The sequence below is a fragment of the Streptomyces sp. NPDC090022 genome (genome assembly GCF_044748145.1).
In the GTDB taxonomy this organism is placed as follows: Bacteria; Actinomycetota; Actinomycetes; order Streptomycetales; family Streptomycetaceae; genus Streptomyces.
Map to the genome: position 1 here is coordinate 518,800 of NZ_JBIVFN010000003.1, position 23,555 is coordinate 542,354.

General features: G+C 74.7%; 17 protein-coding genes and 1 pseudogene. 4 read left to right on the forward strand and 14 right to left on the reverse strand.

Features of this window, described 5'->3' with window-relative positions; translation table 11 throughout:
* Positions 1 to 11 precede the first annotated feature (11 nt).
* A complete protein-coding gene (locus tag ACIPXB_RS10160; RefSeq protein ID WP_401447038.1) occupies positions 12 to 2,510 on the reverse strand; it encodes a SpoIIE family protein phosphatase in 2,499 nt (832 codons plus the stop codon).
* 151 nt (positions 2,511 to 2,661) lie between these two features.
* Between ACIPXB_RS10160 and ACIPXB_RS10165 the strand changes: the two genes are divergently transcribed.
* Complete coding sequence (locus ACIPXB_RS10165) at positions 2,662 to 3,624, forward strand: aldo/keto reductase family oxidoreductase (protein WP_401447040.1); 963 nt, start codon at positions 2,662 to 2,664, stop codon at positions 3,622 to 3,624.
* 83 nt (positions 3,625 to 3,707) lie between these two features.
* On the opposite strand, the gene ACIPXB_RS10170 is transcribed toward ACIPXB_RS10165, so the two are convergent.
* Entirely contained in the window at positions 3,708 to 6,401 is a 2,694-nt protein-coding gene (locus tag ACIPXB_RS10170) for a SpoIIE family protein phosphatase (protein ID WP_401447043.1), read from the reverse strand.
* A gap of 160 nt (positions 6,402 to 6,561) precedes the next feature.
* On the opposite strand from ACIPXB_RS10170, the gene ACIPXB_RS10175 reads away from it, so the two are divergent.
* Together ACIPXB_RS10175 and ACIPXB_RS10180 are read left to right on the forward strand one after the other, a co-directional pair.
* On the forward strand, positions 6,562 to 7,584 hold the full coding sequence (locus ACIPXB_RS10175; protein ID WP_401447045.1) for an NAD-dependent epimerase/dehydratase family protein: 1,023 nt from the start codon (positions 6,562 to 6,564) through the stop codon (positions 7,582 to 7,584).
* Between the two features lie 104 nt (positions 7,585 to 7,688).
* Entirely contained in the window at positions 7,689 to 8,192 is a 504-nt protein-coding gene (locus ACIPXB_RS10180; RefSeq protein WP_401447047.1) for a hypothetical protein, read from the forward strand.
* Between the two features lie 25 nt (positions 8,193 to 8,217).
* On the opposite strand, the pseudogene ACIPXB_RS10185 reads toward ACIPXB_RS10180, so the two are convergent.
* From ACIPXB_RS10185 to ACIPXB_RS10205, 5 genes and pseudogenes are all read right to left on the reverse strand, one after another.
* Positions 8,218 to 8,513: pseudogene (locus ACIPXB_RS10185) on the reverse strand (methyltransferase); the annotation flags it as partial.
* 61 nt (positions 8,514 to 8,574) lie between these two features.
* Positions 8,575 to 9,141: a hypothetical protein gene (locus ACIPXB_RS10190; RefSeq protein ID WP_401447049.1), complete on the reverse strand. Its 567-nt coding sequence runs from the start codon at positions 9,139 to 9,141 to the stop codon at positions 8,575 to 8,577.
* 97 nt (positions 9,142 to 9,238) lie between these two features.
* Positions 9,239 to 10,576, reverse strand: a complete 1,338-nt coding sequence (locus tag ACIPXB_RS10195; protein ID WP_401447051.1) for a ricin-type beta-trefoil lectin domain protein — start codon at positions 10,574 to 10,576, stop codon at positions 9,239 to 9,241.
* 133 nt (positions 10,577 to 10,709) lie between these two features.
* Positions 10,710 to 11,459: a 3-hydroxybutyrate dehydrogenase gene (locus ACIPXB_RS10200; RefSeq protein ID WP_401447054.1), complete on the reverse strand. Its 750-nt coding sequence runs from the start codon at positions 11,457 to 11,459 to the stop codon at positions 10,710 to 10,712.
* Positions 11,460 to 11,614: 155 nt separating this feature from the next.
* Positions 11,615 to 12,856, reverse strand: a complete 1,242-nt coding sequence (locus ACIPXB_RS10205) for an amidohydrolase (protein ID WP_401447056.1) — start codon at positions 12,854 to 12,856, stop codon at positions 11,615 to 11,617.
* Between the two features lie 156 nt (positions 12,857 to 13,012).
* Between ACIPXB_RS10205 and ACIPXB_RS10210 the strand changes: the two genes are divergently transcribed.
* Positions 13,013 to 13,186 (forward strand): thiazolylpeptide-type bacteriocin, encoded by a 174-nt coding sequence (locus ACIPXB_RS10210; RefSeq protein ID WP_007268044.1) that lies wholly within the window; start codon positions 13,013 to 13,015, stop codon positions 13,184 to 13,186.
* A 79-nt stretch (positions 13,187 to 13,265) separates the two neighbouring features.
* On the opposite strand, the gene ACIPXB_RS10215 is transcribed toward ACIPXB_RS10210, so the two are convergent.
* The 7 genes from ACIPXB_RS10215 to ACIPXB_RS10245 all read right to left on the reverse strand — a co-directional run bounded on the left by ACIPXB_RS10215 (position 13,266) and on the right by ACIPXB_RS10245 (position 23,545).
* The gene (locus tag ACIPXB_RS10215) at positions 13,266 to 15,206 is read right to left on the reverse strand and encodes a TOMM precursor leader peptide-binding protein (RefSeq protein WP_401447058.1); all 1,941 of its coding nucleotides are present in this window, start codon (positions 15,204 to 15,206) and stop codon (positions 13,266 to 13,268) included.
* A complete protein-coding gene (locus ACIPXB_RS10220) occupies positions 15,203 to 15,958 on the reverse strand; it encodes an ABC transporter permease (RefSeq protein ID WP_401447059.1) in 756 nt (251 codons plus the stop codon). The genes ACIPXB_RS10215 and ACIPXB_RS10220 overlap by 4 nt, the downstream gene beginning before the upstream one ends.
* Positions 15,955 to 16,917, reverse strand: a complete 963-nt coding sequence (locus ACIPXB_RS10225; protein WP_401447060.1) for an ABC transporter ATP-binding protein — start codon at positions 16,915 to 16,917, stop codon at positions 15,955 to 15,957. Before ACIPXB_RS10225 ends, ACIPXB_RS10220 begins: the two co-directional genes overlap by 4 nt.
* Positions 16,918 to 17,014: 97 nt before the next feature.
* On the reverse strand, positions 17,015 to 18,118 hold the full coding sequence (locus tag ACIPXB_RS10230) for a peptidase M50 (RefSeq protein WP_401447063.1): 1,104 nt from the start codon (positions 18,116 to 18,118) through the stop codon (positions 17,015 to 17,017).
* Positions 18,115 to 19,206 carry a lantibiotic dehydratase C-terminal domain-containing protein gene (locus ACIPXB_RS10235; protein WP_401447065.1) on the reverse strand — a complete coding sequence of 364 codons (1,092 nt, stop codon included), beginning with the start codon at positions 19,204 to 19,206 and terminating at the stop codon, positions 18,115 to 18,117. Before ACIPXB_RS10235 ends, ACIPXB_RS10230 begins: the two co-directional genes overlap by 4 nt.
* The gene (locus ACIPXB_RS10240; protein ID WP_401447067.1) at positions 19,194 to 21,950 is read right to left on the reverse strand and encodes a lantibiotic dehydratase; all 2,757 of its coding nucleotides are present in this window, start codon (positions 21,948 to 21,950) and stop codon (positions 19,194 to 19,196) included. The genes ACIPXB_RS10235 and ACIPXB_RS10240 overlap by 13 nt, the downstream gene beginning before the upstream one ends.
* A 17-nt stretch (positions 21,951 to 21,967) precedes the next feature.
* Entirely contained in the window at positions 21,968 to 23,545 is a 1,578-nt protein-coding gene (locus tag ACIPXB_RS10245; RefSeq protein WP_401447068.1) for a SagB family peptide dehydrogenase, read from the reverse strand.
* Between the last annotated feature and the right edge of the window lie 10 nt (positions 23,546 to 23,555).

The following is a 23,555-nucleotide window of genomic DNA, read 5'->3' on the forward strand; positions in this document are numbered from 1 at the left end:
GCCGCCGGCGGTCACCGGTCGGCCGCCGCGTCCGCCACCTCCAGATACCCCTCGGGGAAGGGCTGTTCCGCCCAGATCGTCTTGCCCCGCGCGTGGTAGCGGGCGCCCCACAGCGCCGCGAGCTGCGCCACCAGGAACAGCCCGCGCCCGCCCTCGTCGGTGTCCTCCGCGTGCCGCACGTGCGGGGAGGTGCTGCTGCCGTCGGAGACCTCGCAGATCAGCTCGCGGTCGCGGATCATCCGCAGCTGGATCGGCCCGGTGCCGTACCGGACGGCGTTGGTGACCAGTTCGCTGACCACCAGCTCCGTGCTGAACTCCAGCTCCTCCAGACCCCATTCCGCCAGCTTCCGGGTCGCGAGCGTACGGGCGCGCCCGACGACCTCGGGCTCGGCCGGCAGGTCCCACGTGACATGGTGGCCGGCGTCCAGTTCGTGCACCCGCACCATCAGCAGCGCCACGTCGTCCTGCGCCGGTACGGGCAGCAGCCGGCCGATCATCATGTCGCAGGCGTCGTCGAGGCCCGCCCCGTCGCGCGAGCGCCCCGGCGGCAGGTCCAGCGCGATGCCCGACAGCGCCTCGGGCAGGCGCTGCAGGCCCAGGTCCACGCCGCGTTCCGGCGAGCCCACCAGGCCGTGCGTGTACAGCACCAGCACGTCCCCGTCCTCCAGCGTCAGCTCGCCGCTCTCCAGGGGGGTGCCGGGCCGGCCCAGCGGGGGTCCGCCCGGCACGTCGAGGAGCACCGGTCGCCCCGAGCGGGGCGCGTGCACCGGCGGCGGATGGCCGGCGCGGGCCAGCGCGCACCGCCGGGTGACCGGGTCGAAGACCACGTACACACAGGTGGTCCCCGCCGCCCCGGCCGCGCCGGCGCGCCCGCCGCCGTCCGGGCCGTCCCCGGCGGCCTCGTCCCGGGTGTGCTCGTCGGGGAAACGGTTGATCTGGTCGTTCATGTACGCGAGCAGCTCGTCGGGGGAGAGGTCGAGGTCCGCGAGCGTGCGGACCACCGTGCGCAGCCGCCCCATCGTCACCGCCGCGTTCAGGCCGCGCCCCTGCGCGTCGCCCACCACCAGCGCCACCCGCGCTCCCGACAGCGGGATCACGTCGTACCAGGCCCCGCCCAGCTCCGCGTGCCCGTGCGCGGGGAGGTAGCGGCACACCGCCTCCACCGCGCCGAGCACCGGCAGCTCCTGGGGCAGCAGACTGCGCCGCAGGGCCAGGGCGGCGGTGCGCTCGCGCGTGTAGCGGCGCGCGTTGTCGATGCACACGGCCGCCCGCGCCACGATCTCCTCGGCCAGCAGCACGTCGTCCGCCTCGAAGGGGCGGGCGCGCGCGTACCGTACGAAACAGGCCGCGCCGAGGGCCGCGCCGCGCGCGGACATCGGGACCAGCAGCCACGAGTGCACCCCGTACGACTCGACCAGCACCGCCCGCCGGGGATCGGCCGGGGAGAGCTCCGTCAGCAGCTCCTCGCCCGTCAGCAGCAGCGGCTCGCCGCTGGCCAGCGCCCGCGTGAACAGCGACCCCGGGCCCGAGGTGAACGGGTCCGCCTCGCCCGTCGGGACCACCGCGTCCGGGGTCTCCACGGGCCCGCCGGTGATCGAGGAACTCGCCGCCCGCAGCAGGGGCACGGCCTCGGACACCGGGCCCGGGACGGGCTCGTCGCCGAGGAAGACCGGGGCCAGCAGGTTGACGTACGCGTGGTCGGCGAAGTCCGGCACGGCCACGTCGACCAGCTCCCGCGCCGTGTGCAGGACGTCGAGCGAGGTGCCGATGCGGGTGCTCGCCTCGTTGACCACCGCCAACCGCTCCCGGGCCCGGGCACGTTCGGTGACATCGGCCACGGTGTGCGCCAGCGCGATCACCTCGCCCGAGCTGCTGCGCAGCGGCAGGATGGTCTCGGACCACACCTTCTGACGGTCGGGATCGCCCCGGATCAGGCCGCGCACCTCCGTCTGGACCAGGGCCTCCCCGGTCGCCAGGACCCGGCGCTGGCGGGCCTCCAGGGCCGCCATGTCCATCAGGTCGGGCGGCGCCACCTCCGACATGGTGCGCCCCACGAACTCCTCGTTGGCGAAGCCCTCGCCGCGCCGCAGGGCGTCGTTCTGCGCGATGAAGCGCAGCTGCGTGTCGAAGACGTCGATGAGGAAGGGGGACTCGGTGAACAGCCCCCTGATCAGGGCCTCGCTCAGTTCCTGCCGCCGGGTGGCCTCCGCGTCGGTCGCCTGGATCAGCCACTGCCGCTCGCCGGCAGTGGAGTCCAGCCGGCGCGCGTGCAGCGCGACCTCGACGCCGTGCCCGTCGCGGTGGCGCAGGACCGCGAGGCCGTCCTCGGCGCGCGCGTCCAGCAGATCGACCCCCCGTCGGCCGCGTACCTCCTGCGTCGTGTACCCGAGCAGGCGCTCCGCCCCCGGGCTCCAGCCGATCACGACGCCGTGCGCGTCCAGGAGGGCGTAGGTCTCGTCGCCCGGTTCCGGAAGAATGCCGGAGGCATCGTGGAATACGGGGTCGTGCATCACTCACTCCGCCCCACTTCCGGATCGCCGCAGCGATTCCATGGCGTTGTCCAGCGGGTTCTGCGTGCTGCTGCAATTATCGCTCTGCGTCACCGCTGCTGCAGCGTGGGCCATGGCGGCCCCAGGGCGTGTCCGGCCCTAGGCTGGGGTCGTGACGAGGAACGCGAGTGCGGACACGAGCACCGACCGGGTGCTGTACGGGTGCATGGGCCTGGGCGGGAGCTGGGGCACGGACGCGTACGGCCCCGCCGACATCGACGCCGCCGAAGCGGTGATCGACGCCGCCCTCGACAGCGGGATCACCGCCTTCGACCACGCCGACATCTACCGCCACGGCAAGGCCGAGGCCGTCTTCGGCGAGGTGCTCGCCCGGACCCCCGGGCTGCGCGGGCGGATCACCCTCCAGACCAAGTGCGGCATCCGCCTCGCGGACGGCGACCGGCCCGGCCGGTACGACCTGCGCGGCGAGAGCATCCTGCGGCGTGTGGAGGAGAGCCTGACCCGGCTGCGCACCGACGTCATCGACGTCCTGCTCCTGCACCGCCCCGACCCGCTGGCGGACCCCGAGGCCGTCGCGGCCGCGCTGGCCACCCTGCACCGGCAGGGTCTCGTACGGCACTTCGGCGTGTCCAACATGGGCGCCGCCCAGCTCGCCGCCCTCCAGGCCCACCTCGACGTGCCGCTGGTCGCGAACCAGCTGGAGATGAGCCTGCACAGCCGGGACTGGGTGGAGGCCGGCGTCCTGCTGAACACCCCGCACGCCACCGCCAACGGCTTCCCCGTCGGCACCCTGGAGTACTGCCGCGACCACGGCGTGCGCCTGCAGGCCTGGGGCGCGCTCGCCCAGGGCCGCTTCACGGGACGTCAGGAGAGCCCCGCGGAGAAGGCCACCGCGGCCCTCCTGGCCCGGCTGGCCGAGGAGAAGGGCACCACGCCCGAGACGGTCCTGCTGTGGTGGCTGACGCGCCACCCGGCGGGCATCGCGCCGGTCATCGGCACCGCCCGGCCCGAACGCGTCCGCGCCTGCCGGGACGCGGCGCTGCGCGCCCCGGCGCTCACGCACGAGGAGTGGTACGAGCTGTGGATCACGGCCCGGGGGACGCCGCTGCCGTAGCGGCGCTCCCGCTCGGCCCGCCCAGCCCGCCCAGCCCGCCCAGCCCCCCCAGCCCCCCAGCCCGCTCGGCCCGCTCGGCCCGCTCAGGCGTCCTCGGGTCCCGGCAGGGTCTGTTCCGACCAGATGACCTTGCCGTCCGGCGTGTACCGGGCCCCCCACCGGCGGCTGAGCTGGGCCACCAGGAAGAGCCCGCGCCCGCCCTCGTCCAGGGTGGTGGCGTAGCGCAGGTGCGGCGAGGTGCTGCTGCCGTCGAAGACCTCGCAGGTCAGCATCCGGTCGTACAGCAGGCGTACACGCACCGGCGCCGCGCCGTGCCGGATCGCGTTCGTGACCAGCTCGCTCAGCACGAGTTCGGTGCCGAAGGACAGTGCGTCCAGCCCCCACTCCTCGAGCTTGGCCAGCGCTGCGGCCCGCATCTCACCGACCGCACTCGGCTCGAAGGGCACCTCCCACTCGGCGATGCGGTCCGGCGCCAGCGCCGACGTCCGCGCGACGAGCAGGGCCACGTCGTCGCGCGGACGCACCGGGAGCAGCTCCTTGAGGATCGCCCGGCAGGTCTCCTCCGGCCGGTCCCCGGCCTGCCCCAGCGCCGAACGGAGCAGGTCGAGCCCCTCGTCGATGTCACGGGTGCGGTCCTCGATCAGCCCGTCCGTGTACAGCACCAGCTGGGTGCCCTCGCCGAGGTCGAGCTCCGCCGCCTCGAAGGGGAAGCCGCCCAGGCCCAGCGGAGCGCCCGCCGGCAGCTCCGGGATCTCCACGGTGCCGTCCGGGCGCACCAGCGCCGGCGGCACGTGACCGGCCCGGGCCACCGTGCAGCGCTGCGTCACCGCGTCGTACACGGCGTACAGGCAGGTGGCGCCGAGCAGCCCGCCGTCGCCGTCGCCGCCCTCCCGGCTCTGGTCGATGTACTGGACGAGGTCGTCGAGATGGCCCAGCAGCTCGTCGGGCGGCAGGTCCAGGGAGGAGAAGTTCAGTACGGCCGTGCGCAGCCGGCCCATGGTGGCCGCGGCGTGCAGCCCGTGGCCGACGACGTCCCCGACCACGAGGGCCACCCGGCTGCCCGCCAGCGGGATCACGTCGAACCAGTCCCCGCCCACCCCGGACTGCGCGGGCAGGTAGTAGTGGGCCACCTCCACGGCGCTCTGCTCGGGCAGGTCGCGCGGCAGCAGGCTGCGCTGCAGGGTCACCGCCAGGGCGTGCTCGCGCGTGTACCGGCGGGCGTTGTCGATGGTCACCGCGGCCCGTGCCACCAGCTCCTCCGCCAGCGACAGGTCCTCGTCGTCGAACGGCTCGGGTTTGCGCGACCGCCAGAAGTTGACCACGCCCAGCACCCCGCCGCTCGTCTTCAGGGGCGCCGTGATCAGCGAGTGGATGCCGTAGTCGACGATGGCCTGGGCCCGCGGCGGGTCCTGGGCGTGCCAGCCGGGCGCGTCGGCCAGGTCGACGATCACCTCGGCGCGGCCGCTGCCCAGGCCGCGCGCCTGCGGGGTCGAGGGCAGGAAGTCGATCAGGCGGCCCAGCGGGTAGAGCGGGGAGTCGTCGCGGACCCCGCTGACCGCCGTACGGCGCAGGTCCGGCGACGCGGCGGTGGGCTCGTCACCGTGCAGGACGGACTCCGCCAGGTCGACGGTCACGAAGTCCGCGAACCGCGGGACGGCGACGTCCGCCAGTTCCTGGGCGGTCCGCTCCACGTCCAGGGTGGTGCCCACGCCCACCCCGGCGTCGTAGAGCAGCCGCAGCCGCTTGCGGGCCGCCTCCGCCCGGGCGCTGAGCACGCGCATCTCGGTCGAGTCGCGGATGGTCACGGCCGTGCCCTCCTCGGGCCGGCCGCGGGGCCGGGTCCGCCGCTGGTTGATCACCAGCAGCCGGTCCCCGGCCTCGTGCACCTCGTCGGTGGCCTCCCGGCCGGACAGCAGCAGGTCGGCGACGTTCCGGTCCAGGCCCGGGACCTCCCTCAGATGCTGCCCCTCGGCATCCGACGGCAGCTTGAGCAGCCGTTTCGCCTCGTCGTTCGCGAGCAGCAGCCGGCCGCCGCCGTCGACGATCAGCACCCCCTCGCGGACGGTGTGCAGCACCGCGTCGTGGTGCTCGTACATCCGGGTCATCTCGAGCGGGCCCAGCCCATGGGTCTGGCGGTCCAGGCGCCGGCTGATCAGCGCCGCGCCGACGGTGGCCAGGCCCAGGGCCGCCGCGCTGGCCCCCAGGATCACGGGGAGCTGCCGGTCGACCACACCGGTGACGTTCTCGACGGTGAGACCGGCCGACACCAGCGCCTCGACCTCGCCCTCGGGGTCGAAGACCGGCACGACGGCCTGGATCTCCTTGCCCAGCGGGCCGTCCACGCTCTCGGTGTGCACCTGGCCCGCCAGCGAGGGCCCGATCGTGCCGACGAAACGTTTTCCGATGCGGTCGGGGAGCGGATGGGTGTAGCGCTTGCCCTCGGTGTCCATCACCACGAGGAAGTCCACCCCGGCCACTTTGCGGGTCTTCTCGGTGAGCGGTTGGAGGATCCGGGAGGGATCGGGCGCCTGGAGCGCCACGTGCAGGCCGGGCGAGTGCGCGAAGGTCTCGGCGACCGCCACGGACCGGGCGACGGCGTCGCGTTCGACGTCGTGGCGCGACTGCAGCACCAGTGCCAGGACGGCACCGGCGGTGAGCAGCACCACGATCGCCACCTGGAGCAGGAACACCTGCCGGGCGACGCTGCGCGGGCGGTTTCTCTTCAGTGACCGCACCGACGTCCCCGGCACGGGTTGCAAGGATGGGTCACGAACCATTTGTAGCACTGCTGGTCGCCCCGGGGAGGCTGCACGCGGCTACCGGGCCGACGTGGCGTGTTCACATCCCGGTCCGTCCCGCGTGGTCCGCCGGACGGACGCCGCTCGCCCTCGGCGAAACCACGGTGACCGGTTGTGCCCACCGTGCTTGAGTGGGCGGATGGAAATCTTGATCCTGGGCGGTACCGCGTGGGTGGGCCGGGAAGTGTCCCGGCAGGCCGTCGAGCGCGGCCACGACGTCACCTGTCTGGCCCGCGGCGAGAGCGGAGCGGCGGCGCCGGGCGCGGCCCTGGTGGCCGCCGACCGGCGCGACCCCGCGGCGTACGACGCCCTGGGCGGCCGCGACTGGGACGCGGTCGTGGAGGTGTCCTGGCAGCCCGGCTTCGTCCGCGGCGCCCTGCGCGCGCTGGGCGCCCGGGCCCGGCACTGGAGCTACGTCTCCTCCGTCAGCGCGTACGCCTCCCACGCCACGCCCGACGCGGACGAGTCCGCCCCGCTGCACGCCCCCACCGACCGGGACGAGGCCGACCGCGGGCTGTACGCGGAGGCGAAGGCCGCCTGCGAGCAGGCGTCGAGCCGGGCCGTCGGCGACCGTCTCCTCATCGCGCGCGCCGGCCTGATCGGCGGCCCCGGGGACCACACCGGCCGCTCCGGCTACTGGGTGACCCGCGCGGCACGCGACCCCCACGGGCCCCTGCTGGTGCCCCGTACGCCGGACCTGCCGACCCAGGTGATCGACGTCCGCGACCTGGCCGCCTGGCTGCTGGACAGCGCCGAGGCCGGGACCACGGGGACCTTCGACGCGGTCGGCCCCGTCACCGCCTTCGACGACTGGATCGCGCTGTCCCGGGCCGTGGGCGGGCACACCGGCCCGGTGGTCACCGCCGGGTCGGACTGGCTGACCGCGCAGGGGGTCGCCCCGTACATGGGGCCCGGATCGCTGCCCCTGTGGCTGGCCGAACCCGGCTGGGAGGGCTGGTCGGCCCGGACCGGCGCGGCGGCCCGCGCCGCGGGGCTGCGCCACCGCCCGCGCGTACGGCTGCTCGCCGACACCCTGGAGTGGGAGCGCGCCCAGGGCCTGGACCGGCCCCGGCGCGCGGGCCTGGACGCCGCGCGCGAACGTGAGCTCCTGGCCGCGCTCGGTGACGGGCCGGGTGAGGCGGCGGGGGCCCCGGCGGGCTGACGGCGGCCGGCGGGCGGCCGCGGGATTGCGGCCGCACGGGCATGGTGCGGAGGTCACCCCGTCTCTTACGGTTCGCAGCAGCACCCACCACCTGGAGGACCTGTATGACCCCGCACGTGGACACCGCTGAGCTCGCCGCCGCCATCGCCGTCGTCGACCGGGCGCGCGCTCTGCTGGGAGAGGCCCGGGAACTGCTCGGCGGCACGGGCATGTCGCGGGACCAGGACCAGTGGATGACGGCGGGCAGCCCGGTGCAGACGCTCCAGGGCGCCGACGACATGTACCGGGGCACCTGCGGGTTCCTGGACGACCTCGCCCTGGCCCTGGGCTACGCGACGGCCGGTCTGTCCGAGCGGGCCGTCCGCCACCGGGAGCGGGCCCGGAAGGGGTTCATCGGGATCGGCGGCGCCGACCGGATGGCCCGGCCGCTGCCGGGGCCGACCGTGGAAGCCCTCGAACTCCTGGAGGGCCTGGAGGTGCTCGGCCAGGAGTTCCGCGGCCGCATCCGGGCCGCCCTGGACGCGGCGCAGGCCACCTACCCGGACCCCGCCCAGTTCCGCACGCCCGCCGCCTTCGGCCGGACCACGGCCGCGCAGTCCCCGGCCTAGCCCCTGCGCGGCACGTGGTCCGTGATCAGCCGGTCACGGCTTCGATCAGGGAGTACGGGGCGGCCTCCGCGAGCGGGGTGACGGACCGGACGCGCAGGCCCGCCCGGCCGCACAGCTCTTCGAAGTCTGCGCGGGTGCGTTCCCTGCCGCCCACGTTCAGCATCATGTTGAGGTCGCTCAGGTAGGTGCCGTCGTCCTCGGCGCCGACCACCTCGGGAAGCACCGGCTCCACGATCAGTACGACGCCGTGGGGCGGCAGCACCTGTGGCGGCAGTGGCGCAGGATCGTGACCGCCTGGTCGTCCGTCCAGTCGTGCCGAACGCGAGCCGGACGACGAGCTCCCGGCCCGCCGCGGTCTGTGCCGCTCGGACGTCGGTGTTCATCACAGGTTCTGCTTGCTTCGTCGAGTCGACCGGATCACCGTCCGGTCCGGGTACGGGCTGTCAGGGCGTGGTGGACGCGGGCAGGCCGGCGGGAAGCCCTCCGTGAGCGCGAAGGGCTCCTGCCAGGACGTGGTCTCCTCCACCTGTTCGCGCAGCAGCCGGGCGTGCCGCCCCCACAGGTCCTCCAGCCCGGTGATGCAGCCGTCCAGTTCGAGCGGGGAGACACCCAGCAGCGCATAGGCGGCCCGGGGCGACAACGCCACCTCGACGCATTCGACGCCCTCGCCGCGGATACGGGCGGGACCCGGCGACGAGGAGGCGCCCAGTCCCCTCTGCGGCCGGTGCCCGGAGGGGCTCTCCACCATGACCGGGTCGACTCCGAGCCCGATGACGACGATCACCGCGGGCTGCGGCAGCACCCGCATGTCCAGCCCGGCGGCCGTCCGATCACGGAACCCGGCCATCTGTACGCCGTCGAGAGAGACGCCGCCCAGGGGGCGGGCGACCTCCCAGCCGTCGTCGGCAGTGCGTTTCGGGGTGCGTGTCCCCGTGTCGTGTCTGGACATGCCTCGACGACCGACGAAGCCGCGGACCTTGTCTTGGACGAAAGTTCCCCGCCCCGGAGCGGTACGGTGACGCGCCGGGGCGGGAAGAGGAGGCAGGCTACTTCGGGGCGGTCCAGACCTGGCCCTTGCCCGTGTTCGCCGAGTACAGCTGGATCACGGTTCCGTTGGCCGACGCGCCGCCCTTCGCGTCGAGCACCTTGCCCGAGGCGACGTGCACGATCTGGCCCTTGGCGTTGACCGACCAGCGCTGCGCCGCGGTGCCGTTGCAGTCGTACAGGTGGATCACATTGCCGTTGGTGGCCGCGTTGCGGGCGTTGTCCAGGCACTTGCCGAACGCGCGGAACGTGCCGTCCTTGCCCAGGATCCACGACTGCGCGGCCGTGCCGTTGCACGTGTAGAGCTGGATCGGCGTACCGCTGACGGCCTTGCCGCCCTTGACGTCCAGGCATTTGCCCGCGATGCCGGTCACCTTCCCCTGCGGGGACAGCGAGGCGCCGGCGCCGGCCGCGAGCAGCCGCAGCCCCTGCACGTCGAACTGCTGGACGTAGGCGCCTGCCCGCTTGTCCTGGTAGGCGGTGGCCGGCGAGCACATCACCGGGAACTGGCCGGAGTCGGTGCCCTTGACGCAGTCGCCGCGCGTCAGGCTGCGGTTCGCGTGCGTCAGCCCGAGCGTGTGCCCGATCTCGTGGCTGATGTGGTTGCGCATGTACCAGTCGCCCATCGCGGCCGTGGGCTTGCCGTCCGGAGTGAAGAACTCGTCGTCGATGTAGGCGTGTCCGCTGGTGACGGTCTCCGGAACGGAGGAACTGGTGAACCCGCAGCTGAGGTTGGGGCTGCCCGATCCGTCGCGGACCACCTTCCAGCCGGTGCTGCCCATACTGCCCTCACCGGGCGGGGGCAGGCACGGGCGGTGCGCCACCCCGATGATCACCTCGCCCTTGGGACGTTCGTAGTCCCAGCCCACGGGCGTGGTGTTCACGGTGACCGGGAGGTTGGTGATGCGCTGGAGGTCCGCGGCCGTGGACTTCACGTAACCGCCCAGCCAGTCCACGGACTTCTGGTCGCGGAACTTGATCGTGTAGCCGGTCGCCAGCCACTTCGTGGCGCCGCTCAGCTTCCACCCCTCGCCCTGGGGCGGGGCCGGGGCCGCCACGGCCCCGGCGCGGGTGGCGGCGGCTGCCGGCCGGCCCTCGAGGGTCATCACCCCGTTCACGAAGCCGGTGCTGTCGCTGCCTTGGACCACGGCGTCGGCGTGGGCACCCTCCCCGTCCACGTCCCCACCCGGTACCGGGGCCGCGCTCACCTCCTGATCCGGCTCGGAGCCCTGCGCACCCTCGGTGCCGAAGGCCGTGGACTGCAGCTGGATTCCCCCCACGATCGCCGCCACGGCACATGCCGCGGCCACGGATATCCGACGTCTGCCTGTCAAACGCACGTTCCTGGTGCCCTCTCGTCGTCCGCCTCGCCCCTCCAACGCCCTCGCGCAGGGCGGGAGTCGAGGCGGGATGACATCGTGCCGAAGGCCGGAGGGACCGGATACCCCGTGGGGGTGTGCGCGGCGCGGCGCGTCAGCCGGCGGTCCAGCCCCCGTCCACGGGCAGGGAGATGCCGGTGACGTAGCCGGAGTCGGGACCGCACAGCCACAGGACGGCGGCCGCCACCTCGGCCGGCTCGATCAGCCGCTTCACGGGGGAACGGGCGAGCAGGACATCGCCCACGACGGCCTCGGGCGCGAGGCCGTGCGCGGCGGCCTGGTCCTGGATCTGCCCCTCCACCAGGGGCGTACGGACGTAGCCGGGACTCACGCAGTTGCTGGTGATGCCGTGTGCGGCGCCCTCGATCGCGGCGACCTTGCTCAGCCCCTCCAGCGCGTGCTTCGCCGCGACGTAGGCGGACTTGTACGCGCTGGCCCGCAGCCCGTGCACGCTGGAAATGTTCACCACGCGCCCCCAGCCGCGCTCGCGCATGGCGGGGAGGGTCCGGCGCATCAGCAGGAACGGCGCGGTCACCATGACCTGCTGGATGCGGACGAACCGCTCCGGCGGGAACTCGGTGATCGGCGCCACGTGTTGCAGCCCGGCGTTGTTGACCAGGATGTCGACGGCGGCCGGCAGCGCCGCGACGGCGTCCGGGTCGGCGAGGTCGGCCACGTGCGCGACGCCCCCCACCTCCCGGGCCGCGGTCCGGGCCGCCCCGGCGTCGATGTCCACGACATGGACCTCGGCCCCGGCGGCGGCCAGCGCCCCGGCGCAGGCCCGCCCGATCCCGCTGCCGCCGCCCGTGACCAGGGCGGTCCTGCCCCGCAGTCCGTTGCTCATGCCGACAACCTAGGGCGGGTACGGGCCCCGACCCATAGGCGCGGACACCACATCGGGGCCCGCCACCATGGCCGCGGCACACAGGACGGCCCGCACCGGCGGTCAGACCCGGGGGACCAGTTCGGCGGAGCGCTCCAGGTACGCGGCCTCGCCGGTCACGGTGCCACGGTCACCGCCAGCCGGGCCCGGGCCGCCGACACCAGGGCACGGACGCCGGCCGGGAGGGCGGTGCGCGGGTCCGGGGCGAAGTCCGGGGCGTGGTTGGCGGGCAGCGCCGCGAGCTTGTCGGCGGCCGACGCGCCCGGGGTGCGCGCCCAGGTCCCCGGGCCGACCACACCCAGCATCCAGTACGCCGAACGGATGCCGTCCCCGCCGAAGTGGGCGAAGTCCTCCGTGGCCAGCGACGGCGGCCACATCGTCACCCGCTCCGCGCCGAACTCCGCCACGTGGGCGGCCCGGACGGCGGCCGTCGCCGCCGGGTCGGGGTGGGTGACCGGGGAGGCCGAGACCCGCTCGGCATCCGGGTCCCGGGGGCAGCCGGCGGCCGCGCACTCGGCGCGCACCACCCGCTCCACGGCCGCGGTGGCCCGCGCCAGCGAGGCCTCGCTCACCGCCCGTACGGTGATGGCGAGTTCGGCCCGGTCGGGGATCACGTTGGCCCGCTCCCCGGCGTGGAACGAGCCGACCGTCACCGCCACCTGCTCCGCGGGCGCCGCCTCCCGCGAGACGACGGTCTGCAGCCGGGTCACCACGTGCGCGGCGGCCACCACCGGGTCGACGGCCAGGTGCGGGGCCCCCGCGTGGCCGCCCCGCCCGTGCACCACCACCCGCAGGGTGACGCTGCCCGCCGTCATCGGGCCGTATCCGTGCGCCACCATGCCCGCCGGCAGCGGCGCCGCGTGCTGGGCCAGGACGTCGTCCGGGCGGCCGAAGCGCTCGTACAGACCGTCCTCCAGCATGGCGCGGGCCCCGGTGAGGGTCTCCTCGGCGGGCTGGCCGATCACCATCAGCGTGCCCCGCCACTGCGCGCGCGCCGCGGCCAGCAGCGAGGCCGCGCCCGCCGCCGCGGCCAGGTGCAGATCGTGCCCGCACGCGTGCGCCGCCGCGCCCTCGCTCGCGTACGGCAGCCCGGTGGCCTCGCGCACGGGCAGCGCGTCGAGTTCGGCCCGCAGCAGCACCGTGGGTCCGTCCCCGTTGCGCAGGACGCCCACCACCCCGTGCCCGCCGACCCCGCCGGTCACCTCGTACCCGGCCTCCGTCAGCCACGCCGCGTACCGCCCCGCCGTCCGCCGCTCCGCGCCCGACAGCTCCGGGTGCCGGTGCAGGTCCAGGTAGAACGTGGTCAACGGGCGCAGGAGGGCGTCGAGACCGGGGGTGCTGCGGGCGGCGAGGGTCATGGCACCCATGGTCGCCCGGGCGCGGTCCGGCGGTCCCGGCACCCCGCTGACACTTTCTGTCAGCGGATCGTGGGGCCGGCTGACACGGACAGGGGTTGTGATGGATCCCGGCGCCGGTCCGGTGCCGCAACCGCCTTCGACCCCTTGGGAGTCATCATGGAGAAGTCGCCGCTGGCCTCGCTCGCCGACGAGATCCTGGAGCTGGAGTCCGAGACCTTCGAGATCTCCGACTACTCGGACGCCAGCGAGGTCGTGCTCGCCGGTTCCACCAGCTGCAGCTCCACCTCGACGTGCTCCTCCACCACGAGCACCACGTCCTGCTCGGCCTGAGGCACAGGATGCCCCCGGCCCCCGGTGATGGACTCCGGGGGGCCGGGGGCATCCGCATGCCGTCGCCGTTGCCGCGGCCTCACGGGAACGGGTGCGGCACCATCCTGATCTCGGCGTCCGTCAGGTCGTGCTCGCGCAGCCCCGCCCGCCGGGCCGCCGTCCGCAGCCGCGGCATGTACGGCGCCCGCTGCCGCGACCAGCCGAAGTCGATCGGCAGCAGCCCCGGCACCACCGCGCACACGGTGTGCAGCCCGATCCGGCGCTGCTCGGGCGTCGTCTGGTCCACGACGATCACGTCGTGCCCGGCCCCCGTCAACGCGTCGACGACCAGGGCCAGATCCTCGCGCAGATCGTCCGTCACCGGCCGCCGGCCGAAGACCGCCTCCAGCGGACGCACCGCCACCGGCTCCAGGTACGGACGGACGTACGGCGCCATCTTTGGCAGGCCGTACAGCTGGGCGTGGTCCTTCAGATGCCGGACCCGGCCGAAGTCGGCCGCCATCGCCTCCAGTTCGGCGCGTCGCCCGGCCACCTGCCCCGGCAGGTGCGGGATGTACGTCAGCACCTCCGACAGCGCGGCCTCCACGGCCGCCGCCGGGTCCAGCGCGGCGCCCGCCCCGAAGGAGAACAGCCCCGGCCCGCCGTCGCGCCGTACCGCCAGCGCCGTCACGACCGGGATCCCCAGGTCGATCCGGTTGTCGAAGGCGTGCACGTCGTACCCCTGGAGGGCCGCCCGGTCCGCCATCGTGCGCACCGCCGGGCCCGGCACGGACGCCAGGTCGATCTCGGTCAGCGGCAGGCCGCCGTACCAGGCCAGCAGGAACGCGTCCCGCTCGACCAGTTCGAGCAGTGCCCCCAGCAGCGCCTCCTCCGGGCAGCTGCCGATGGCGCAGCCGTTGGAGCACTCGAAGACGAAGTTGTCCGCCGCGAGCCCCGCGCTGTAGTGCACCAGCCGGGCCGGCACCAGCACCGGCCGGTCGTCGCGCAGCGAGTGCCCGTACACCCACGGAATCGGCCGCTCGGGATCGAACGGCGAGACCAGCGGATCGTCCCGGTAGGTCTGCGGCGGGTAGAACCCGCACGCGGCCGGGTCCAGCGCCCGCTCGCCCAGCTCCGCGAACGAGGCCGTCAGCAGGGTGCTCCCGGTGCGCCGGTGGGTGCCCGCGTACCGCTCCAGCCCCTCCAGGTACGCCAGGTCCCGGCTGGCCGTGAAGCTGTTGGCCTGCCCGCTCCACGTCACGTCGGTCAGGCCCGCGTATCCGCGCATGAACACGCTGCCCGCGACCGGCGCCGTCGTCGGCGAGGTGACGTTGATCCAGGTTCCGCCGCCCAGCACCCCGGACACCGGGTTGGCGAGCGCCGCGTACGGCATCGGGTACGAGGAGGCCGCCCGCAACCGCTGGGCGCCCGGCGCCGGTTTGGGCCGGGCCCGCGGGGTGAACGGCTCCGGGGCGTCCGCGCCGCGCGGCCCGCAGGCGGGACACAGCGGATCGGCGAGCAGCGGATACGTCCGCACCTGGAACGTCCGCAGGTCCAGCCGGGACACCTGGGGCAGGGCCCGGTCGGCGTCCTCGGGTCCCGGCGCCCGCACCGACCCGCCGAGGACGGCGGCGTGCAGCGCGTACGCCGCGTCCAGGGCGAACGGCGAGAGCCGCGGCCAGGGGCCGCCGGCCGCCGTGACCTCCCCGGTGCCGGTCTCCAGGGCGTCGCGCTCGCTGCGGCTGCGCAGCCGCTGCCAGCGCATGGCCAGGCACTGACCGCACGCGGGCGCGCCGCCGTCGCCGCCCCACGGGCCGACGAGCACGGCCTGGGCGCTCAGGTGCACGGTCGCGGCGGGCCGCGTCGCGGCGAACGGGTCGGCGGCGCGCGGCCCGAGGGCGTCGTGGACGCCCAGGGTCACCACGTCCGCGCCCCGGTCGGCCAGGGCCCGCGCCAGCTGCACGCGGGCCGCCTCCAGCGGGGTCACGTCGGCGCGCGCCGCGGGAGGGGCGGCGGCGGGCAGGGGCGTGGATGCCGTCATGTCCGGTTGCTCCAGCGGAAGGTCTTCAGCCCGATCGCGCCGAAGACCAGCGCGAACCCGAGCAGCGCCGCGCACCCGATGCCGATCGTGCCCACCGACCCGCTGCCGGTCAGCGCCGCGCTCGCCGCGTCGTTGAGGTAGCGCAGCGGCAGGACCCGGGAGACCTGCTGGAGCCAGTCGGGCATCAGGTCCAGCGGCAGGAAGGACCCGGACAGGAACGCCATCGGCACCATCATGCAGTTGGCGATGGCGGCGACCGCCTCCGGCGTGTTCGCGTACGTCCCGACGATCACGCCGATCGCCATGAACGCGGTGATGCCCAGCACCAGGACGGGCAGCACGAGCGGCCACCGCGCGTCCAGGTCCAGGCCGAACCCGGGCAGCATCGCCACGGCGACGAACACCGCCGCCTGCACCACCCCGACGGCCACGGCCAGTACGTACCGCGAGGCCAGCACAGTGGTCAGCGGCGTCGGCGTCAGCCGGATCAGCCGCAGCAGGTCGTCGCGCCGCCACTGCATCAGGGTGAACGCGATACCGAAGACGGCCGCGTTGGCGACACCCCACGACATCACGCCGGGGGCGATGTAGGAGATGTACGGGCGGCCGGACTCCTCGACGTCCTGGCCGCTGAAGATCAGGCCGAAGACGACCAGGAAGAGGAGGGGGAAGGCGAAGGTGAAGAAAAGGGTGGCCTTGTCCCGGACCTGCGCCCGGTAGCCGGCCGCGGTCAGGGCCGTGTACGCGCTCATGCCTGGTACTCCGTGGCGGTGGGGGTGTGGTCGGACGCGTGGGCGGCGCCGGTGAGTTCGAGGTAGACGTCCTCGAGGGTGGCGGTACGGGTCAGCACGCCGTCGAGTCCCGTCAGGGCGTCGACGGCCTGCAGCACCCGGCCGGGGGAGGCGGTCTCCAGGACCAGCGAACCGCCCTGGACGCTCGCCCGGTCGACGCCGGGCAGGCCCGCGGCCCGCTCGACGTCGATCCGGCCGGCCGGCAGCAGCAGCCGGGACGGTGCTCCGGCCGCGGTCACCAGCTGGTGCGGGGAGTCCAGGGCGGCGATCCGGCCCGCGACGAGGATGGCGACCCGGTCGCACAGCGCCTCGGCCTCGTCGAGGTGGTGGGTGGTGTAGACGATGGTGCGCCCCTCGCCCTTGAGCGTGCGCAGCACCTCCCACAGGTCGCGGCGGGCCTGCGGGTCGAGCGCCGCGGTCGGCTCGTCCAGGAAGATCAGCTCGGGGCCGTGGACCAGCGCGGAGGCGATCGCGAGCCGCTGGCGCTGCCCGCCGGAGAGGTTCTCGACCAGGACGTCGCGCTGCTCGGTCAGCCCGACCAGCGCCAGGGTGCGGTCCGCGGCCGCCGGCTCCGCCCGGTAGAGCCCGGCCACGGTCACCAGGTGCTCGCGCGCGGTCTGCCGGACGAAGAAGGCCGAGGCCTGGGTCTGTACGCCGATCCGCGGCAGCAGCGCGGTGTTGCGCGGCCACGGGCTCTGGCCGAGCACGCGTACGGTGCCGGAGTCCGCCTCCCGCAGGCCCTCCATGATCTCGATGAGGGTGGTCTTGCCCGCGCCGTTCGGGCCGAGGAGGCCCAGGAACTCGCCGCGGCGCACGTCGAGGGACACCCCCGCCACGGCCTGGCGGTCGCCGTAGCGTTTGGTCACGTCCTGTACGGAGATCGCCGGGGATCCGGGCGACCGGGTGCTGTCAGTTGTCATGGGTGGTGCGTCCCTCGGTGTGGGTGGTCGGGGTGGTGTTCGAGGTGGTGTTCGGTCGGGATGGGTCGGTGGATGGTGGGCTCGTGGGGTCAGCGGGTCAGCGGGTCAGCGCGTACCAGACCGCCCCGGTGAGCGCGGCCGCCAGCAGGGCCACGGTCAGGGCCGATCCGAGGGCGTAGCCGAGGTAGACCCGGCGGGCCCGCGCCGGGTACGCGGCCCGGTCGGGCGTGCGCAGCCGTACGTACGCGGCGGACGCCGGTGCGAGCCGGGTCACCCGCAGCGCGTGACCCAGCAGCGTGTACCCGTCGAGCGGGGGCAGCGGCACCAGGTTGACCAGGGCCTGCGCACTGCCGAGCAGCAGCAGCGCGGAGAGCGTGCGGCCGGTGGGGTCGTCGGCGGGCAGGGCCGCCCACCACACGCAGAACGGCAGCAGGAACAGCAGGTTGGCGAAGGCGCCCGCGCCGGCCACCGCCAGCTGGTCCCGGCGGCGCGGCAGGTACCGGTAGTTGTCGACCCGGCAGTACATGATCGCCACCGGGAGCCGCCAGCGCAGCCCGATCTCGCCGACCGTGCCCCCGACATGGGTGGCGGCCACCCCGTGCGCGAACTCGTGCAGCGCGGTGCTCAGCCACAGCAGCGTGGCCACGGCCAGGATCCCCACGGGATGGCCCAGCAGCCACAGCAGGTCACCGGCCAGCCGCCCGGCCCCGGCGATCAGCACGGCCTCCATGGCCAGGCAGACCAGCAGCAGCGCGCCCAGCACCACCGGGTGCAGCAGGGGCCGCAAGCCCCGGTGCAGGCGCGTGGTGGCCGCGTCGGCGTCCGCCACCAGCCGCAGGCTGCCGCGCAGCAGCCCGCCCTCCAGCTGGCGGGTGCGCGGGGCGGCCGGCTCCGGCGGCGGGCCGCCCGACAGCAGGCGCCGGCTGCCGAGCAGCGCCAGCAGCTGCTGCCAGTTGCGCTCGTCGAGCCGGCGGCCGAAGGCCAGGCCGTACGCGCCGCCGATCTCGCCGAGGCTGCGCGAGCCGTCGAGCCGCGAGATCAGGAAGTACTCCTTCGGCCCGATCTCGAAGGCCGCCCCCGACACCGGGTCCTTGACCAGGTGGACGGTGGCCGGACCGTTCAGGAGCGGCGGCGAGAGCAGCACGTCCGGGCGCAGCGCCGGCCGGTGCTCCAGCAGCGAGGGGGCCCGGCCGCCGGTCACGGCGCGCTCCCCGCCGGGCCCTCGCGCAGCACCCGGCCCAGCAGGTGCGCCAGGTAGGCCTCGTCCCGGATCGTCACGTGCAGCCGGTTGTTGGTCATGTGCATGTACGGGGAGAGCAGCCGCGGCAGGGCCTGTGCCGGATCGGTCACCCGCTCGTCGCGGGTGCCGTCCCAGGACCGGAAGACCAGCTCCCCGCCGACGGCCAGGGCCTCGGCCCGCTCCCGCAGCTCACGGCAGTGCTCGGCCCAGCCCGCCAGGAACGCGGGCAGCCGCACGGTGTCCTGTCCGGCGAGGGCCTCGCGCACGGCGGCGAAGCGGCGCGCCAGCCCCGGAGCGGTCTGCGCGTACGTACGGTCGTACTCGCCGGAGCCGATGAACCCGGTGCCCGGGAACGCCTGGTGCCAGAACGTGTAGTAGCGGTCCAGGTAGTCGCCGAGCTCCTCACGGTCGGGCAGGAACACCCCGGCCATCACCATCATCAGCTGCGCCGAGGTGCCCAGCAGCACGGTGCGCAGGTGCAGGTTCATCCGGCGCAGGGCGTCGATCACCAGGTCGCTGGAGTGCGCGAAATGCCATTCCGCGAGCTCGATTCCGGCCGGTCCGCCGTATTTCCCGAATTCCGGCTCGTACGGTTCGTAGGAGAACGAATTGTTCGGCCGCAGGTTCATCCGGCCGTCCGGTCCCATGAACGCGGCCCGGTCGCCCTCGGGGAACTCGATGTCGAAAAGGGTGTTGTAGAACTCGTTGAGGAATCCGGAATCCACCTCGTAGAGGGCCGGCCGGGTCCGCAGGAAGGCGGTCACGGCCTCCTCGGCGCGCCGCCGGACCTCCGGCTCCGCCGCGGGCGTCGCCGGCCGCAGCCGCAGCCGTACGTGCGGGCCCTCCAGCCAGTAGTTGATGAAGAAATGCCCCGCCAGCAGACCCTCGGCGGACAGCTCCGCGATCAGCGGACGGACGCAGTTCACCAGCAGCGGCTGCGGATTGGCGGCGTAGAAGACGTGCAGCGCCTGCCAGGCACCGCGGGTCTCGCCCGGTCCGGCGGATGCCGCCTGACCGGCGGCCGCGGTCGGGGTGGTCAGCTTCGGCATCGGGCGTCGCCCTCCTGGGCTCGGACGGTCGTGGTCGTGAAGGTCTCCACCGCCAGCTCGGCGACGTGCGCGCCGTCCGCCGACGAGGTGTGCAGGGAGCCGGGGTCCGGGAGCATCTCGCGGAAGACGACCCGGTGGGAGGGGTCGCGCAGCAGCGTCTCGAACGCCGAGAGCGAGAGCAGGCCGGCGAAGTCCACGTACGCCGGCTTCGCGCCGGCGGCCGAGGCTCCCGCCGACACGGTCGCGAACACCCGCTCCGGCAGGCCGTGCGTACGCCGCCACCGCTGCCACTCGAGGAAGTGGTCCGCCTCCAGGGCGCCGTGGACGGGCAGGTCGCCGGCGGTGGTGGTCCAGCTGCGGCGGCTGAGCACCACGTCGCCGTGGACGACGCGCGGGCGCGTCGTCACCCCGTCCCGGGCGGGACCCTCCGGCACGCCCGCCCACACGTCCAGCGGGGACATCGACGACGGCGAGAGCAGCAGCAGGGTGCGCGGGATCGCCGGCAGCGCCAGCGGCACCAGGTAGCCCAGATAGACGGGGATCACCTGGCGGCCGAGCCGGTGGGAGCGCAAGGGCACCCGGCCGGTCGCCACGTCGTGCGCGGCGTACAGGTCGTCCAGGTGCAGCCGCCGGTCCTCGGGCAGGGTGCCGCTCTCGCCGGGGCAGACGATCTCGTACTCCGTCAGCCGGCCGTGCAGGTTCAGATTGGTGGTCACCGGCCCGCCGGTCACCTCCGCGAACACCGCGCCCTCGGGCGTCACACCGGCGGCCGTCGCCCGCAGCTCCTCGGAGAGGGACGGGGCTTCGGAGCCGTCGTACACGTGCGTGAACCGGCTGAAGGGGAAGGCCAGTCCGCCGTACGCGCGGTTGAGCACCGTCAGCGGGGCGCCCGTGCCCGGGTCGCGGGCCAGCTGGAGGTGGTGACAGCGCGGGGCGAACCCGGTGACCACGGGGGCGAGTTCGGTGGCGACCGCGTCGATGTCGGCGTCGGTCAGCCGCAGTTCACCGCCTCCCCGCTCGCCCGTGCCGTCCCCGTACGCCGACCAGGCCGCCCGCATCCGGGCGACGAACGCCCGGCGGGAGGCGTCCAGGGCCCGGATGCCCGCCAGCCCCAGCCAGTTCTCCTCGGCCACGTACGCGCCGCGCTCGTCGAACGGCCTGCGGCGGGCGGTGAACGACAGGTACTGGTCGAAGAAGTCCTCGTGGAAGTCGTGGACCAGGCCCAGCAGGTCCTCGCAGCGCCCGCCGGCCCCGTAGCGGGCCGTGAAGAACCCCTCGAAGGTGATCCGCTGCGCCAGGGTGAGGTCGAAGGCCGGCAGGATCCGCTCGACCGAGCGCAGCCCGGCCCAGTCGGGCGCCGGGAAGGGCAGGTCGCGGCCCGCGCTCACGTCCTCGTACAGCAGCGTCTGCGGCAGGGCCGCGTCCGGCGCGCCCAGTTCCTCCTGCGCCCGGCGCAGCCCGGAGCGCACGGCCCGCAGCAGGTCGAGGCGTTCGCCGTGGCCGGCGTCCGGGTAGCGTTCCAGGGCCTCGGCGGGCGCGTCGAGCAGGGCCGTCAGCCGCCGTGCCCACGGGGCGGCCAGGTCGGTCAGCGCGCGCTGGAAGGAGCGCAGCGGGTCGCCGCTGTGCACCTCGGTGTCCAGACACGGCACCCGGACCATGCCGAGCTCGAGCAGCGCGGCGATGTACGCCTCGCAGTCCTCCTCGCCGGCGCCGTGCTCGGCGGCCAGCCAGCCGGCGAGTTCCTGGTGGCGCAGCTCGCCGCGGTCGGCGAACAGCGCCAGCAGCCGGTCCAGGGTCCCGCTGCGGCGCAGGAAGAACAGCCGGTCGCGGACGGCGTCGAAGGTGACCGCCGCCGAGTCGTCGCCGGCCGTGACCGAGCGCCGCACGTAGCGGATCCGGTCCTCCTCGTGGCCCCAGCCGGAGGCGAGCCGCAGCGGCAGGTCCCGGCGCCGGACCGGGTCGGCCAGGATCAGCTCGGCCAGCCGCGCCAGCACCACCACGTTGAGCCGCACATGGCCGGTCCAGTCGTCCGCCACCCGCAGGACGGGCGGGGTCCGGCCGCCGTCCCCGGTGAACCGGCCGGTGGCGACGGCGGTGAACGTACTGAACGGGCTGGTCTTGCACGCCGTACGGTAGACGTAACTCAGCGCCGAGCGCTCCGCCTTGCGAGCCCGCCCGGTGGGCGTCCCGGTCGCAGTCCCCGTCGCGGCCAGGTACCCGTCGAGCTGGCCCTCCAGCACCGGCGAGGCCAGCAGCAGCCCCATCCGCAGCCGGTCGTCCGTCAGCAGGCCGCGCAGCGCGGCCCGGGCCCGGGCCAGATCGCCGGTCAGCAGCGCCGGCCCGTCCGCCAGCAGCTTCTCCAGGTGGCGGCGCCGGCGCAGCCAGCCGGCCAGCTCCTCACCGGCCGCCGCGTCGACGGCCGCCAGGGCCGCCACCGCGTCCTCGGGCCGCGACGGCGGCCGGCCGTTGTGGATCTGGCGCCGCAGCCGCAGCAGCTCCCGCCGCTGCACGGAGCCCGGGCCGTCGGGCGCGGGATCGGTGGCGCCCACCGCCCGGTGCAGCAGCTCGCCGAGCCGCTCCGCGTCCGCGCCGAGCTCCTCCTCGGCCGCGAGGACCTCCGCCGCCCAGCTCGCGGTGTCCGGGCAGCGCAGGGCGTCGACGCGGGCCAGCGGCAGTCCGGCCACGCGCAGCATGAAGTGCTCGCCCACGTGCCAGCGCGTGGTGGGGTCGTCGATGTCGTTCATGGTGGTGTCCGCTCCCCTCAGGCGATCTCGTGCCGGAAGTCGGCCGGCCGCGGCCGCTCGTGACCGAGCAGCATGATCAGCAGCGGGGCCTCGTCGGTCCCGGACAGCCCCAGCTCCTCCACGTAGGCGACGTTGTCGAAGCCGAGTGCCACGCCGGCGCCGAGGCCGTGGGCGGCCGCGGTGGTGTAGAAGGTCTGCGCGACCGCGCCGATCGTCGCGTTGACCAGCCGGTAGCCCCGGTCGCCGACCGCGTCGAGGACCGCGGTGGTCCGCACCGTCGGGACGACGACCGCGGCCGCCTGCTCCAGGTTGTAGTTGGAGAGGAAGTAGGTGCGCTGGAGGAACGGTCCGGGCGGGCCGGCGGCCACCAGGCGCAGCGTGTGGGCCCCGGGATCGTAGGCGTACGTCCCCGGCTCGATGCCCTCCACATGGTTGACGAAGGCGTACAGGGCGGTCAGCCGGGGCCCGTCCGGCCGCTCGGCCTCACAGCCGACCGAGGTCCGCGCGCACGCCGCCAGGGTGGCCGCGAGCTCCGGCGCGCCGAGCGGACGGCTCGCCTCGAAGCGGCCGAAGCTGCTGCGCCGGGCCCGCAGGGCGGCCGCGGTGTCCAGGGCTGCGTCGGGGACGGCGGGCAGCGCGAGCGGGTCGGTTCCGCGTACCGGGAAGGCGGCGGCCGCGTCCAGCGCGTGCGGTGCCGGGCGGTCGGCGGCCCGGCCGAGGGTGGCCTCGTGGATACGGTGCAGGGTCTCGAACTCCAGGACCGTACGGGAGCGTTCGCGATCCCGGCGGCGCACGGCGGGCGCGGCGTCCGTCGAGGCGGCCGAGGCGGCCGGGGCGGGGGCGGCGTCCGCCCACTCCAGCGGCAGGACCGCGAAGACCCCCTCGTCCCGGGACTCGACCCCCAGCAGCGCCGCCAGCCGCTCCTCGTCGAACCAGAGCGCGGGCGCGATCCGCAAGCCCTGCCCGTGCGCCCACAGCCGCCAGGTCTGCAGCAGCGCGCCGACGTCCATGCTCACGGCGTGGAAGGAGAAGCTGTTGTACTTGAAGGCGTTCTGCCAGTACTTCACCCCCAGGATCAGGTACTGGCCGGCGCCGCCGTCCGCTCCGCCCGCTCCCGCTCCGAGCGCCGCGCGCACCTCACCGGTGACATCGCCCGTCAGCAGCCTGCGCATCGCGTGGTGGTGCGGGGTGTAGTGGTACACGCCGGGCATGAACGGTCCGCCCGCCCCGGCCGCCCAGTAGACGCTGACCGGGTACAGCCCGCCGCCCGAGGCCGTGCCCCGCGACCAGTTGGCGTGCGTGTAGTGGGGCAGCGCCGCCAGGTCGGTGTTGGCCTGCACGGCCAGCCGCCGCCCGGTGAACCCGTACGAGTCCTGGAGCATCCCGCCGAGCAGCGGCAGCGTGAAACCCCGCCGTCCGCCCGCTCCGGGAGCCGCGGCGGCCGCGGGCGCCGCGGGCAGCGGGAAGGTCTCCGCACCCGGATAGAACTTCGCCTTCCGGGGCCGGTCGGCCCAGTCCGGCACGAAGTCCGCGGGCTCCATCGGTATCCGGCCGCGGTACATGATGTCGTTGGCGTAAGCATGGGCGTAGCCCACGGTTCCTCCT

Coding starts and splice junctions, on each gene's coding strand:
- ACIPXB_RS10200 (WP_401447054.1), bottom strand. CDS start 11,459: ATGAGCAACGGACTGCGGGGCAGGACCGCCCTGGTCACGGGCGGCGGC.
- ACIPXB_RS10160 (WP_401447038.1), bottom strand. CDS start 2,510: ATGCACGACCCCGTATTCCACGATGCCTCCGGCATTCTTCCGGAACCG.
- ACIPXB_RS10205 (WP_401447056.1), bottom strand. CDS start 12,856: ATGACCCTCGCCGCCCGCAGCACCCCCGGTCTCGACGCCCTCCTGCGC.
- ACIPXB_RS10180 (WP_401447047.1), top strand. CDS start 7,689: ATGACCCCGCACGTGGACACCGCTGAGCTCGCCGCCGCCATCGCCGTC.
- ACIPXB_RS10175 (WP_401447045.1), top strand. CDS start 6,562: ATGGAAATCTTGATCCTGGGCGGTACCGCGTGGGTGGGCCGGGAAGTG.
- ACIPXB_RS10220 (WP_401447059.1), bottom strand. CDS start 15,958: ATGAGCGCGTACACGGCCCTGACCGCGGCCGGCTACCGGGCGCAGGTC.
- ACIPXB_RS10190 (WP_401447049.1), bottom strand. CDS start 9,141: ATGTCCAGACACGACACGGGGACACGCACCCCGAAACGCACTGCCGAC.
- ACIPXB_RS10210 (WP_007268044.1), top strand. CDS start 13,013: ATGGAGAAGTCGCCGCTGGCCTCGCTCGCCGACGAGATCCTGGAGCTG.
- ACIPXB_RS10215 (WP_401447058.1), bottom strand. CDS start 15,206: ATGACGGCATCCACGCCCCTGCCCGCCGCCGCCCCTCCCGCGGCGCGC.
- ACIPXB_RS10240 (WP_401447067.1), bottom strand. CDS start 21,950: ATGAACGACATCGACGACCCCACCACGCGCTGGCACGTGGGCGAGCAC.
- ACIPXB_RS10225 (WP_401447060.1), bottom strand. CDS start 16,917: ATGACAACTGACAGCACCCGGTCGCCCGGATCCCCGGCGATCTCCGTA.
- ACIPXB_RS10170 (WP_401447043.1), bottom strand. CDS start 6,401: ATGGTTCGTGACCCATCCTTGCAACCCGTGCCGGGGACGTCGGTGCGG.
- ACIPXB_RS10235 (WP_401447065.1), bottom strand. CDS start 19,206: ATGCCGAAGCTGACCACCCCGACCGCGGCCGCCGGTCAGGCGGCATCC.